13 protein-coding genes and 1 pseudogene are annotated in these 13,876 nt (G+C 37.1%); 6 read left to right on the top strand and 8 right to left on the bottom strand.

Annotated elements, in window-relative coordinates:
- Positions 1 to 317: 317 nt before the first annotated feature.
- Both AC4NPH_RS20425 and AC4NPH_RS20420 read right to left on the bottom strand, forming a co-directional pair.
- Positions 318 to 764, bottom strand: a complete 447-nt coding sequence (locus AC4NPH_RS20425; protein WP_013057744.1) for a GNAT family N-acetyltransferase — start codon at positions 762 to 764, stop codon at positions 318 to 320.
- Between the two features lie 184 nt (positions 765 to 948).
- Entirely contained in the window at positions 949 to 2,118 is a 1,170-nt protein-coding gene (locus AC4NPH_RS20420) for an MFS transporter (protein WP_098196684.1), read from the bottom strand.
- 348 nt (positions 2,119 to 2,466) lie between these two features.
- Between AC4NPH_RS20420 and AC4NPH_RS20415 the strand changes: the two genes are divergently transcribed.
- Entirely contained in the window at positions 2,467 to 3,030 is a 564-nt protein-coding gene (locus AC4NPH_RS20415; RefSeq protein ID WP_029322703.1) for a YitT family protein, read from the top strand.
- Between the two features lie 28 nt (positions 3,031 to 3,058).
- Here AC4NPH_RS20415 and AC4NPH_RS20410 read toward each other — a convergent pair whose 3' ends face one another.
- On the bottom strand, positions 3,059 to 3,943 hold the full coding sequence (locus AC4NPH_RS20410) for a diacylglycerol/lipid kinase family protein (RefSeq protein WP_025751162.1): 885 nt from the start codon (positions 3,941 to 3,943) through the stop codon (positions 3,059 to 3,061).
- 188 nt (positions 3,944 to 4,131) lie between these two features.
- On the opposite strand from AC4NPH_RS20410, the gene AC4NPH_RS20405 reads away from it, so the two are divergent.
- Positions 4,132 to 4,596, top strand: coding sequence for a DUF4306 domain-containing protein (locus AC4NPH_RS20405; RefSeq protein ID WP_223260182.1), 465 nt, complete (start codon positions 4,132 to 4,134; stop codon positions 4,594 to 4,596).
- 55 nt (positions 4,597 to 4,651) lie between these two features.
- Here AC4NPH_RS20405 and AC4NPH_RS20400 read toward each other — a convergent pair whose 3' ends face one another.
- On the bottom strand, positions 4,652 to 5,755 hold the full coding sequence (locus AC4NPH_RS20400; protein ID WP_013057749.1) for a citrate synthase/methylcitrate synthase: 1,104 nt from the start codon (positions 5,753 to 5,755) through the stop codon (positions 4,652 to 4,654).
- 408 nt (positions 5,756 to 6,163) lie between these two features.
- On the opposite strand from AC4NPH_RS20400, the gene AC4NPH_RS20395 reads away from it, so the two are divergent.
- Positions 6,164 to 7,078, top strand: coding sequence for a LysR family transcriptional regulator (locus AC4NPH_RS20395; RefSeq protein WP_013057751.1), 915 nt, complete (start codon positions 6,164 to 6,166; stop codon positions 7,076 to 7,078).
- Positions 7,079 to 7,190: 112 nt separating this feature from the next.
- Here the strand turns inward: AC4NPH_RS20395 and AC4NPH_RS20390 are convergent.
- Positions 7,191 to 8,109: pseudogene (locus AC4NPH_RS20390) on the bottom strand (DMT family transporter).
- Between the two features lie 144 nt (positions 8,110 to 8,253).
- Here AC4NPH_RS20390 and pdxR point away from each other — a divergent pair.
- Positions 8,254 to 9,687, top strand: a complete 1,434-nt coding sequence (pdxR, locus tag AC4NPH_RS20385) for a MocR-like pyridoxine biosynthesis transcription factor PdxR (protein WP_063672012.1) — start codon at positions 8,254 to 8,256, stop codon at positions 9,685 to 9,687.
- A 78-nt stretch (positions 9,688 to 9,765) separates the two neighbouring features.
- On the opposite strand, the gene AC4NPH_RS20380 is transcribed toward pdxR, so the two are convergent.
- The 3 genes from AC4NPH_RS20380 to AC4NPH_RS20370 all read right to left on the bottom strand — a co-directional run bounded on the left by AC4NPH_RS20380 (position 9,766) and on the right by AC4NPH_RS20370 (position 11,863).
- Entirely contained in the window at positions 9,766 to 10,590 is an 825-nt protein-coding gene (locus tag AC4NPH_RS20380; protein ID WP_013057754.1) for an STAS domain-containing protein, read from the bottom strand.
- Positions 10,577 to 11,242, bottom strand: coding sequence for a cobalamin B12-binding domain-containing protein (locus AC4NPH_RS20375; protein ID WP_097812199.1), 666 nt, complete (start codon positions 11,240 to 11,242; stop codon positions 10,577 to 10,579). Before AC4NPH_RS20375 ends, AC4NPH_RS20380 begins: the two co-directional genes overlap by 14 nt.
- Positions 11,243 to 11,599: 357 nt before the next feature.
- Complete coding sequence (locus tag AC4NPH_RS20370) at positions 11,600 to 11,863, bottom strand: hypothetical protein (RefSeq protein ID WP_078081959.1); 264 nt, start codon at positions 11,861 to 11,863, stop codon at positions 11,600 to 11,602.
- Positions 11,864 to 12,015: 152 nt separating this feature from the next.
- Between AC4NPH_RS20370 and ytvA the strand changes: the two genes are divergently transcribed.
- Both ytvA and AC4NPH_RS20360 read left to right on the top strand, forming a co-directional pair.
- The gene (gene ytvA, locus AC4NPH_RS20365; RefSeq protein ID WP_013057757.1) at positions 12,016 to 12,798 is read left to right on the top strand and encodes a YtvA family blue-light photoreceptor; all 783 of its coding nucleotides are present in this window, start codon (positions 12,016 to 12,018) and stop codon (positions 12,796 to 12,798) included.
- Positions 12,799 to 13,036: 238 nt separating this feature from the next.
- On the top strand, positions 13,037 to 13,870 hold the full coding sequence (locus AC4NPH_RS20360; protein WP_029322709.1) for an STAS domain-containing protein: 834 nt from the start codon (positions 13,037 to 13,039) through the stop codon (positions 13,868 to 13,870).
- The last annotated feature ends 6 nt before the right edge of the window (positions 13,871 to 13,876 follow it).

The following is a 13,876-nucleotide window of genomic DNA, read 5'->3' as shown; positions in this document are numbered from 1 at the left end:
TCAATCGAGGAGCTTTCTTTATATGGTTATCTTCCTTTTCGGACTTTAAAGATAAACAGCGCAAGTAAAAAACCGCTCGTTGCAGTTACTATTTTCCACGCGTTTAAGATTGGATTTTTTTTCAAGGTCCTGCTCCTTCCTTGCGGCTATACTAAAAATAGGATGGCCGCCTTTCAAACAGCTAGTCCAACTTCCCCCTACTATTGATACGATCATCTAACATATAGCCCACCGACATTTTCATCAATTTCACTTTTCATACTATAACATATTTTTGCCATTTAGTAGAAGTCTTAAAAGTAAAAGCTGCACTTCTCTTAAAAAAAACGGTATTGAACCCCTGCATTTTCTTTACCGTTCATTTTTTGATAAAGGTTTTGAGCAACTTTATTTTCACTGCTGCACTCAGCGGTCATACCTGCAAACTCATACTTTTGAGAATAGGCAAGGCAGATCTTAAACAAACGTTCACCAATTTTATTTCCTCTGTTTAAAGGAGATACGTACAAGTCTTTTAAGATGGCTGTTTCTTTAAAATAATAGGTGCTCCACGATACGTACACCGTCGCAAAACCTACTAGTTTCCCTTCCAATTCAGCAACAAACTGGATACCATAGGAAGGATTATTCAATAAGCGCTTAATATGTAAAGTTAAAGCTTTCCGGGAAGGGGCAGGCTGCTCACAGAATTTTACTATATATTCTTGCATTAACGTAGCCAGTCGCTCTCGATCAGTTTCAACCGCCTGTCGAATGACAACCATTTAATCACTCCTTTTAGCTCAACGCTCTTAACATAATTCGATAACCATACTTTTTTTCCTTTCGTTTTCGTGAAAAGCTCCCTACTTTTACACAAGGGATATTTAAAGCAAACAACCTTATACGGCTTATGGTTGAGGAGAGAAAATACAATGTTTTAAAAAAGGTTGCAAATAGCAACCTTTTTTAGTTAGCAAGCGCATAATTTCGTAAGAATAAACCTACACAGCCGCTGATTACAATCAGTCCTCCTGCTGTTAGAAACGCCGCCGTCACATTTAGCGAAGCAACAGCTCCAAGCAGCAGCACCGAAAGCCCAAACGTCACATATGAAACGCTAAGCGTAGCGGAAAGTACCTTAGAAAGCTTTTCTAAAGGAACGGCCGTTTGTGTAAGCGTGTAAGAACACGTAGCGCTTATTTGAAGGGCAATACCAATAGCAAAACTAAGTAAAAGTGAAAGAAAAGGAGCAGGCATCACTCCGAACAATAATGTAAAGAAACCTGATAAAAGACTGCCTAATGTTACGATATGATAAAGACTTTTCTCTTGTTCAACTGAAATCTTCAACAAAACGAAACCTCCAAGAACCGTTCCAACAAAAAAACTGCTGTTGATATATCCCCACCAAGCTTCATTTTTATTTAATATCTCTTTCACAAACACGTAGACAATTGCTGATGCCCAAACGCCGGCAGCCATCCCTTCTAAAACCTCCATGACTAATAAAACCCGCAGGCGCGGATAATGCCAAATTAGCTTCCATCCCTCTTTTAACCCTTGTTTTTGCTTCGTTTTAGAAGAATGAGCGTTAATGCGAATGGACTGCATAAATACGATTGACAAACTGAATAACGAAAATGACAGCCATAAAAGGCCAGTAGCATCCCAGCTAATGATCAGAAAGCTTCCAAGCGGATAGGCTGCAATTTGAATCGTTTGATCGGTGACATTAAACATACTGTTCCATTTCAACAGCGTCTCTTTATCTACTAAATGAGGAAGCATAGAGCTTTGAACCGGAGCTGCCCACCCATCGAAAAAAGCAATAAGCGCCACGCAGCACAGCATGCTGATAAGCGACATATGCCACAAGAAAAACATAGACAAAACACTGGTTTTTAACAGCTGAGACACAACAAGAATACGCTTAGCCCTGTAGCGATCTATAAGAAAAGGCACAGTAAAACTGCTCAAAAACTTAGCAGTCGTAATGGTAAACGGAATGCATGAAAGCAGCACGGGAGAACTATTTTGAGCATAAAGAATGCTGATTAACGCAACAATATATAATACATCTGCTAAATTGGCTTGACTTTGACCAAACCATAAAAAAATTACGGAACGATTTTTCACGACAATCCCTCTTTCTTTTTAGTATGACTGAAAAGAAAGAGAATCCTACACGTAATCAACCCCTTTATATAGCGGCTTGCTTTTATCGACTTATTACAATCGTATGCTTTTTACCGAACACAACTTTTTTATATATTAAAAATACAAACAGTTAAACAGTATCGTAAAAAATCAAGAAATTGTCGTGAAAACGAAGTTAGATTAACTATAGAATATCAGAGTTATAGAATCAATACTTTTTACATAATTTTCTTTTTACTTCTAAATAACCCAAGCTTGCCATATATATAGATGAACGATTACTCCTATTAAAATTTAACGTATAGGGTGAGGAATATTTTTTCGAGAGTGGTTTCGATTTGCTGTGGCAGCTTATTAATTGGACTAGGGCTAAACGGATTTATTGCTCCGTATCACTTACTAGACGGTGGACTTATAGGATTTGGGCTTATCGTATATTATGTGTTTGGAACTCCTATCGGAATGTCCATTTTCTTTTTGAACGTACCTGTCTATTTATATGCTTTTTTTCGTCATCGTCAAAACTTTTTTTATGGAAGTATAGGTTTATTTGTTTCTTTTTTTATGACAGAATGGCTGTCTATTCTCGAAGGCACGCTGGAGCTTCCTTTGCTCTTTAGCTCACTGCTTGGAGGCGCACTCGTAGGAATGGGAATAGGACTGATGCTTCGCTACGGCATCAGTTCGGACGGGCTTGATTTAATTGCCATTATTGTATCAAAAAAATGGAAAATCAATATAGGAATAACCATTTTTATCTTAGACAGTACGATTATGATAGTGGGCTTACATATTATCGGATTTACTGCTTTTTGCTACTCCATGCTTGTTATTACGATGAGCAGCATAATGATTATGCTCTTTACTTCTCCGCGATGGCTGTCTTCATAAAAAAAACGCTGGAACTTCCAGCGTTTTTTTATCTGTTTCCGACTATCATATTTATGTGATTGTGGAGAACCGTAATCGTTGAAGGTGTCGTCGTTTCTTTTTCTCCATCACAATCTACCGTTTTTTCAGGAGTAGTTTCAATATGAACTTCTTTTGCACGAAAATGCATAAGGTTGCTTTCAGGGTTAAGCTGTTCCTCATCAGGGCTTGTTTGTAACCATGCCATAACCGGCTCGATTCCCATTTCTTTAATAACGAATACATCTAATAATCCGTCTTGAAATGAGCTGTTTCCTAGCATAGCGCGAGTTCCTCCTAAAAAGGGACCGTTTCCAATTAACACCATAACAGCTTCTCCTTCATAGGAAGCTTTTTCGCTCGTCATTTTTAATTGAAAAGGCTCTGCTTGATTTAAAGTTCTACCTACGCTCATGTAATAAGAGAGCTTACCAAATTTCTCTTTATTTTCTTCTAAAATATTTTCAGATACATCAGCTACGAGGCCGATTCCCCAAAAGTTTAAAAAATAATCTTCGCCATGTTTTCCAACATCCACTGCCTCCGTCTGCTTTTCTATAATTTGCTCCACCGCTTTTAAAGGATTTTGATTCATTCCAATTGCACGCGAAAAGTCGTTGCACGTTCCTCCAGGTAAAATAGCAAATACAGGACGTTGCTGCAGCGGAGCAAGAGCGTTGATGAGCTCATAAATTGTCCCGTCTCCTCCTGCTCCAATAATGACATCCGCTTTGCCTTCCAATTTTCTTACCAGATCGGCACCATCTCCAGGTTGCTCTGTTTTATATAAAGTAACCGTCTCAAATGCAGTGTTTAACCGATCACATATAAAGTCAATTTCATTTACTAATTTTTTGTTTCCTGCGTTTGGATTCAAAATCACTGCTGCTTTCATCTTTCTCTCTCCTCTATTCATATCTTCCGTTTCACTTTTTTTCCCTTTCTCTTTAAAAAACAAACCTTTTCAAATATGAACGTTTTATGAAACCATTCCAATAGTACTTTTTTTACTTTCAAAACCTGCTATAATAATTTTCGGACTTGTATTAACAAAAGATGGTTATTGAGAGGAGCTTTCTATACGTGTCAATAAAATGCATGACGCAGCTATTTGCAAGTTGTTTTGTTTTTTTACTTTCCTCAGTCGCTACTTGGTATAACGGCTCTTCGATGCTTGAAGGACCTTTATCAGCTAGTTTGACCGGAGGGCTAACAAAGTCCTCGGCGGTTCATCACTATTCTCACATCGATTATTTGTTATATACAATTAAATTCCACCCTCAGTTTCCAATTATGATGATGGTGAGCGGAATTTATTTGATTGTATTACTATCTATTATTGGCTTCAAAAAGCGTTATGGATTGATTAGTTCCTGCTGTTTATGTATCACAGCTCTCTTATGCTACAGCAGCTATAAACTTTCACATACCCCTACCGAAGGTGAGCACGCCATGATTACCTCTAGCTTAGCTGCAGCAAGTTTATGCTTAGCAGTCGGATTATTCTATTTATTAAAGCGATTTTATTCTCAAAAAGAATATATTTAACCATATGAAAAAAACGTCGGATCTACCGACGTTTTTTATGTGAAACCGAGTTTATTTATTGATTTTGTTCAACTGGCGTATAACCTATATACGCAGACTGAGGTCGGTAAATACGATTATTTTCTGACTGCTCTACGACATGAGCTGTCCAGCCAACTACACGGCTTGCTGTGAAGGTTGGTGTGAATAGTTCAGACGGAAGCTCAACCGCTTTCATAACCGCTGCAGCGAAATATTCTACATTGGTATAAATGCCTCGACCCGGCTTGTATTCATTGAGTAATTCAATGGTTTTATCTTCAATTTTAACAATTAAATCAAATAGCCCGTTGTCTCCTGAGATTTGTTTCGATACTTCTTTTAATGCTTCTGCTCTTGGGTCATGTGTACGATAAACGCGATGACCAAATCCCATAATTTTCTCTTTATTATCTAATTTTTTACGAACCCAAGGCTCAATATTCTCTTCACTTCCAATTTCATCAAACATGGTAATAACACCAGAAGGAGCTCCTCCGTGAAGCGGACCTTTCATCGCGCCAATTGCTCCGCAAATAGCTGAAACCATGTCAGATTCGGTAGATGAAATAACGCGTGATGAGAAGGTTGAGGCGTTCATCCCATGTTCAATTGTCAAAACAAAATATGCGTTCAGCGCAGTAACCAAACTTTGATCTGGAATTTCCCCGTTAATCATATATAAATAGTTTGCTACATGATCCAAATGCTCGTTAGGTTCTACTACTTCTAAATCATTCATTTTACGATACCAATAGGCAATAATGGTAGGTGTTACCGCTGTAATCGCAAGCGCCTGCTCTTTTGTCGGAGGCCAGCTGTATGAAGGGTCTCCTAATGCTGAGATACATGTGCGAAGCGCGCTCATCACTTCTGTATCTTTTGGCAAACAGTCCATTAACGCAACAATATTAGCTGGAAGCGTACGATGAGTCACCATTTTTTGTTTAAATGCTTTTAACTCATCATGATTTGGCAGCGTGCCGTTCCAAATTAAATAAGAAACTTCTTCAAAAGAATAATTGATCGCCAAATCTTTTGCCCAATATCCGCGATAAATCAGCTGACCTTTCTCTCCATCAACATGCCCTACTTTTGTTTCAGCTGCAATGATTCCTTCTAGTCCTTTAACGTATGTCATCTCAACCACTCCCCCAATTATTTTTAACAAACAGGCCTTTTTTCTATGTACGGCTCGTTTGCAGAATGAATAGACTCACCTTAGTGGTGCACTATACCATTTTATTCCTCTTTCTTAATTGTCAGAACAGTATACAAAATGAACATTTCAACACTTGTTATTTCTGCGCTCGCGGCTTTGTTTTACGGGAGAAAAAAATATTTTTCTAGGATTTTCTTCGAGGGTGCTTTTTTGTTAACGCTTACAAACATGCGGGTTTCTAACGTATTTAGAGGAATTTGATGTACTATTTTTAGATGAATCCCTATTCACTTCCTTATGTAAGAGTTTACATTTATTTGAATCATAAGTAAAATAGATAAATAGAATAAATAGTATGAAAACTAAGAATACTAGTGAGGAGAATTTATGGATATTCGAGAACTGCAACATTTCATGGAAGTAGTTAATCAAAAAAGTTTCACGAAAGCAGCAGCTGCAATTCACTTGTCTCAGCCAGCATTAAGTAAAATTGTAAAGAAACTAGAAGAAGAACTCGGCGTAGATCTTTTTGATCGCTCTACTCGAAAGCTGACGTTAACCGATGCAGGACAGATTGTGTATGGGCAAAGCCAAAAGCTGGTATCCACTCTTCACGAGCTGCATGCTCTGTTAGATGATTTACGGAATCTGCCTACAGGAGATATTAAAGTAGGAATTCCTCCTTTAGTAGGGACTGTTGTTTTCCCGATGATTGCAAAAAACTTTACATCAAAACATCCTCAGGTGAAATTAGAGCTTGTGGAGCTTGGCGCAAAGCGAATTGTCGAACTTGTAGAAAACGAACAAGTAGACCTTGGCATTATCGTGTTGCCTATTCAAAACCCTCTTTTTCACATCTATCCGTTTATTGAAGAAGAGTTTAATTTATACATTCATCATGAGCATCCGCTGGCAGCTAAATCAATTGTTGCTTTGAGCGAGCTTAGAGAAGAGCCGTTTGTTCTGTTCAGCAAAGATTTCTCTCTTCATGATCGCATTATTCATGAGTGCATTCAAGCGGGTTTTCATCCAAAAATAGCGTACGAAAGTTCTCAATGGGATTTGATTATTGAACTAGTTGCTTCTGAATTAGGTATTGCTATTTTACCAAAGTCCGTGTTTCCGAAAATCAATAATCCCTTTATTAAAAGTATTCCAATTGCCGCCCCTACTCCAATGTGGGAGCTCGGGATCATTTTGAAAAAAGATCGCTATATGTCATATGCTACACGAGAACTTTTGTCCTTTCTCGTCGACCAAGATATCATTTTACCGTCTCATACGATGTCAGCAAACTCTTAACAAAAAAGCCTCTTCTTTCATTAGGAAGAGGTTTTTAGTCATCTTTGATATCTTCTTCAATCTTCTTTGTCATCCGATTGACTAAAAACAAGTCAGCAAATGGCGACTTGTTTTACAGCTGCTTTTTGAATAGCACACCTTTTTTAAAAATGTACTCCCAAAGCTTCACGATTGGCCATAAACACTCCTATTAAAATAAGAAGGCCTCCGCCAATAATAGAAGGCGTGATAGCTTCATTTAAGACTACATAACCGATTAACACCGCGATTAAAGGAGATACATACAACCACGTAGATGGAAAAACCGGATTTGTTTGGGCTATTAGCCAATAATATAAGCCGTGTCCAGCAATTGAACCAACAAAAATTAAATATACAATAGACCATACTGCGTTCCAAGGCATAATAGTGAAAACATGGATCTGCTCTGTACATAAAGATAGCACCAGTAGAAATATTCCCCCGTAAAACATTTGAATACCGTTAATTAAAAACGGTGATACTTCTTTTAGTTTATTTAACAAAGCTTTCGAATAATTGCTGCCTATGCCGTAAAATACTTCTCCTACTATGATAATGATACACCCTAACGTCCGCGAATAAGACATAGTGGCTGTCACATTTGGAAGTGAAATGCAAATAACACCGGTAAAAGCCAGAAGCAAAGCGAATAACTGCTCTTTTTTTAATTCCATTTTTCTTTGCATCACTTGAATAAGCAATATCATCATTGGGCCAGTAGCAGATAAAACAGCTGCAAGACCCGATGTCACATGTTGTTCTGCCCAATAGAGTGTTGAAAATGTCATAAAGGTCAAACAAAACCCTACTATCATCACTTTTTTTGAAAGTAATAACGAGCGTCGAACGTCTTTTTTATATGCAAAGTACGAGATTACTAATATTCCTGCTAAAAGAAAGCGAGTTCCAGCTGAGAAAAGTGGAGGCATTCCTGCTTCAATCCCTAATTTAATAGTTAAGAATGTCGTGCCGAAAATAAAACAGATAAGTACGTAATTAATAATAATCATATATCTTCCTCCTTTAAACATGCCACGAGTATAAAAGAAAGGAAGTATAACAGTAAAACCTTGACTATAACAGTTGCTGTTTTTCCAGTTGCGCCCATGCTTATTTTGAGGTTAACTAAAGAAAAAGAATAGTTAGGTGACACAATGAGATTTAATGTACATAAAAAATCTTCTACCCCCATTTATCAGCAAATCTATGAGCAGATTCGTTATCGCATCCAAACGAGCATGATAAAACCTGGTGATCAGCTCCCTTCTTTACGCAAGCTATCACAAGAGTTAGAAATAAGCTTATTAACGGTACGAAAATCGTATCAGCTCTTACAAAAATCAGGATTAATCGTAATACAGTCAGGAAAAGGAGCTTTTGTTAAAGGGGTTACTAAACGTTCTTCCAAGGTATTAAATAATTTTTCATGGCAAGATGAATTAAACGTAAATATCACGCGCTCTCAGTATAGCTTAAATCGTGATCGTAAATATTATGATTTCTCTCAGGCTATTCTTTTCCCTCGTCTCCTTCCTAATCAGTTTTTAGCGCAAGAAATGCAAAGTCTTTTACGTACCAATGAGCTTGTTTTAGCCACATACGGTCCAATTCAAGGAGATCGTGAGCTTCGCATAGAGCTTTCTTCTTATTTACAGAGAGAGCAAGGAATAAAAGCTGATCCTCATGAAATCATGATTACAAGTGGCGCTCAGCAAGGTATTGATTTAATTGCTCAAACGCTTTTAAAGCCAGGGGATACGGTTATAGTAGAGAGTCCATGCTACGGAGCTGCAATTGATGTCTTCACCAATAAAGGTGTTAACGTCATTTCAATTGAACTAGATGAAGAAGGAATACAATCTGATTTAGTAGAAGAAGTCTGCCAAAAAATAAAGCCTTCGCTTTTGTACGTAAACCCTTCTTTTCAAAACCCTACAGGTATACTAATGAGCAGACAGCGCCGCAAAGAACTAGTTGATTTGGCCGAATTGTATCACTTTTTTATTGTTGAAGATGATTCGTTTGGAGAGATTTATTTCGATGATATATCAGTGCCTCCACCGATCAAAACGTTTGATAAAAATGGGCATGTTTTGTTCTTGAAGGGGTTTAGTAAAACTTTGGCTCCAGGACTTCGAATTGGATTACTTTATGCACAAGGTTCTGTATTTGATTGGCTATATGCGGTTAAAGCATTGATGGATATTGGTAGTCCCTTACTAACTCAAAAAGCTGTGCTAGCTTTCTTACGCACTGAGCGAATGAAACAGCATATGGAAAAGCTGAGGATCGCTTTGCAATTGAGAAGAGATCATGCAAGCGACCTGCTTTCGCCTCTTTCCGACTACGTTCAATTCCAAGTCCCTAAAGGAGGCTTCAACTTATGGTTAAAACTGCCGCAAAATGTAAACACATTCGCATTATTAAAAAAAGCCCAGGAGCATAATGTTTGCTTTTTACCTGGTGAAGCTTGTTTCGTTCACAAACCTCCTCATGCTTACATTCGAATAAGCTATTCCCTTCTTAGTGATACTGATTTGAACATTGGACTTCAACGTCTTAATGCTATCTTTTCAGCTGAAATATAAAAAGAATGTTTAATTGTAAGCGAAGAAGTGTATACAGAAAGAGGAGAAGAAAGTTATTCTTTCTTCTCCTCCACTCTTTTAACTCACATTTTTATTCACAGCAATAATTTCACTAAGATTATTCATATAAATAATTTGATCACCAAACGTTCTATTTTTCAAAGCAGCCGTATGGTGAGGCTTCATGCCGATAATGTAGCATGTGATACCCATAAGGTAGAAGGACTGCATAAAGCCTGCAAAAGCTTGAATTCCTTCGGTTGTTAATATATCTAAGCCTCCAAAGTCAAATAGAAGCGTGGTGTAATTTCCTTCATGCGCAAAGTTTTGCAAAATGCACGTATTTTCAGCTACAAGATCTGTATCTAAGTCTCCAAAAAGAGGTATAAGTCCTACTTTAGAGGATAATTTAATAAAAGAAGCGGACAATTGCTTAATTTTTTGTAATGATTTTTCAAGACGTTCTTTTTGTTCAAGCAGTTCAAAATCTGTATCTGCTAATCGTTTCCGATGGTCTTGAACAAGATTCGTTAGCTCTTGTATACGTTCATCTTGGCGAATACAAACTAAATGACCTATATCACTATCCCATTGAATTAAGCATTCAAACAGTGAATAAGGCGAATCATTGGTTTGCATCACAAGCTCTACTTTCTGAATAGCCTGGCCTCGGCTTTGGACAAGCGTTTGCTCATCATGGGGTTCGTCTACCGACAGTTCTCGAGAATCTTTTTGGCGCAAGCTTAAAAACTTTCTCGCCTTTTCTTGACTAAATACGTCTACAAGATCTAAAAAATTAGCTGAAGGCTTAAATAAATGACCTGATTGTTGCGACCATTCCAAAATATTAAATTCAGTATCCACTAAAAAGTAAGGAATTGGAACATATTCAAGCATCGACATTAACTTCCACTCCTTTGTGATAACTGATTAACCAGTTATTTAGTTGGTGAAGATCCGGAATTAGGCGTGTATGCTCAGAACAGTAGGAACGGAAATCAATTTGAGAAACTAAGCGCCCTCCTACCATTACAGTTGGTCTTGGTTCTAATTTGTCCAAAGTTTTGGTATATTCAGCAAGCCTCTCAATATGATAAGGAATACTGACAGATAATCCTACCATTTGTGGTTTCCACTCCATAGCCATTTTCTCGGCGTATTCCAGAGGCAGATTGGCCCCTAAAAAGCGAGTATTCCACTCGTGTTCTTCAAACAATAAAGCCACCATCTTTAAACCAATAAAGTGCTGTTCTTGTTCCAAACATAGAAGCAGTGCCTTTGGAGCGATGTCTGAAGCGTGTCCCTGAATTTTTTTATAAAAGCGATAGCGAGTTAGCACATAATCACATGTCGTAGTGGCGACGTGCTCATCAGCTACAGAAATGATATTTTCTTCCCACATATCTCCAGTTACTCGCATTGCGGTTGTAATTAAATTTTCATAAATATCTAGGCTGTTCTTTCCTTGTTGGATTTCTTCTAGCACAATTTCCCAAGCGCTGTCTTGATCACCAGCTAATAAATAGCCTACAAATTTTTGTACTTGAGATTTCATTGTTTCACCTCAGTAAACGTAAAGCTTTTAAGAAACTTGAATAAAAGCTTCTCGTCTCTCTTTTTCAAGATCGCCTAAAATGTATACCACTTTTAGACTAACACATGTTGCCAATAGCAACAACCTAAAAATAGAATAATAACTTTTTATTCTACTACACTCAGTAAAATATGACTAGTATTTCTCTAAATATTCTCCTTTCCCTTTTATTTTTATTTAGAAAAAACACCTCGGCATTTTGTACCGAGGTGTTTTTCCAGTTGTTATCATTTTGGCTAAAAGAATGTAAGTTCATTTCTTTCTCTTTTATGCATCTTTACTTTTTTCTACTTTCAATAGACTTTCAAACATATGTATTTATGACTCTTCTGCTCCGACCATAATACTGATAAGATAGAGCGCTGTCATAACTGAGCCGATTGTATTGCATATCAAATGAATATATTGGCTGGTCGCCATAAACAAGTATAAACTTAGCGACAGCAGCATCGTTCCGAACAAAAAAGACCATTTAAATAATGACAGTGGCCGCTTGAACTTTAGCCGCAAACAAAAAATGAGAATAAAGCCTACTAGCGCCATCACAAAGAAACTAACGTTAAATAAATTGATGGTTATCACGTTTGTTCACACTCCCTTTGCCCCTGAAACTATTATAACATATTTTTCCTTATCTTCATTCTTTCTCTAGAAGCAAACGCGTCGAAAATTGTTTTTTTGACGTGTTTATGTCACAATATTTTTATAAAAATTCCAAGGAATGAGGGAATGCATTGACTACACCTGAAGCTCAAGATTCAAAATGGTCCATTTTAAATAAAGCCCTTCATAGCTCACAATCTGGTATTATCGTGACAGACCCTTCTTTGCCTGATAACCCAATTATTTACCTCAATCAAGGGTTTTCCCTTATGACCGGCTATAAGGAAGAAGAAGTATTAGGGGAAAATTGCCGTTTTCTACAAGGTCCTCTTACAAACCCGCACCACGTTGATGAAATTCGCAGCGCTATCAGCCGCAATCAGTCAGTCTCTGTTACGCTTGTTAATTATCGAAAAGACGGCTCTTTCTTTCATAATCAGCTAACGATTGACCCAACATATATAGAAGAAGAAGATAAATACTACTTTATCGGTGTTCAAAAAGACGTAACAATAGAAATTACAGCCCAGGAACAGCTTCAGCAGGCTTTGGAAGAAGTGGAAAGGCTATCCACTCCTATCGTGCCAATAGAGGAAGGAATCTCTGTTCTTCCATTAATCGGAACGTTAAACGAACGGCGTATAGAAATGCTATTTAATAGCTTCACCGCGCGTAATACAAGCAGCAAAGATCGTTATTTAATCCTAGACGTCTCAGGATTAGCGCAATTTAATGATTCATTCGGCCGTGATATTCTTAATATTTACAATTGGCTGAAGCTCATGGGAACTCAGCTTGTTTTAACAGGAATTTCTCCTGACATGGCCATACATATGAGCACTATAGAAGATGATATGTCCTTTATTTTAGTCTATCAAAGCATTAAAGATGCCTTGCCGAAGCTAAAGCTATAAGCATAAGAAGTGGTTCTTTATGAAAAATAGTTAACATGCATGAATATGCTAGTTAAAAAATGTTTATTTTTTTATAAATTGGGTTTGAGAGTATACAGTTAGGGAAAATAAGGCGTATAGGAAAATAAATGCGCTTCATAATGGATTTATTTATAAGCATCCTCACTCTAGATCAGGGGATGCTTTTATGCCTTTATTTATAAATCAATTAGACTATACATATATAAGGAGAGTCTTCATGCATAAAAATCAGGACTTATATCATTTTTTCAAAGAACATTCTCTTCAATTAACTGAAGACTGGTACAATCAGCTCGACGATGAAAATGAGTTTTCTGTCTATTCGAGTGAAAATCCAGCAATTGTGAAAGAACTGAAGCAGCAAAATCAAGATTATTTTCAGCATTTATTTGACGTATTTATAAAGGATGAGGAGTATTTTTTTTCAGATTTTCAGCAGTGGTCGATAGAACTAGCACGTGATCCAAAGCATTTAAGTACGCCTCTTCACTTTATTATTCGAGAATATTTTAATTCACAAAAAATTGTCGTTAATTATTTAAAGAAGTTTATCTCTTTGCATTCGAATGAGGTAAGCGTAGATAAGATATTTATGTGGTATGACATTATTGTTAAAGCTTTTGATCTATCTATTTATATCTTTATTCAAGAATATCATAAAAATACGCAAGAACAGCTGAACGCTCAGAAAGAGTTAATTAATGAATTAAGTTCTCCTGTCATCATGCTTCAAAACAAAGTTGCACTTTTGCCTCTTGTGGGGGATATTGGAACGGTCAAAAGTCAGTTTATTTTAGAAAATACGCTTCAGCAATGCTCGGAAAAAGGCGTTGAACATTTATGTATTGACCTGCTCGGTGTAGCTACGATTGATACGATGATGGCACAAGAGATTTTTAATTTGGTAAAAGCTCTTCGTTTAATTGGTGTGCAAACAATTTTATCTGGAATTCGACCGGAAATTTCTCAAACTGCCATTCGCTTAGGGCTTTCATTTGAACATGTTAAAACTACTTCTTCTCTTGCACAAGCACTTAATTCTATTAGTTAAGCATAT

It is taken from the genome of Priestia sp. MDV22-iso46, assembly GCF_058629175.1.
Note: the sequence above shows the minus strand (reverse complement) of the source record. Positions and strands in the feature narration are given on the sequence as shown.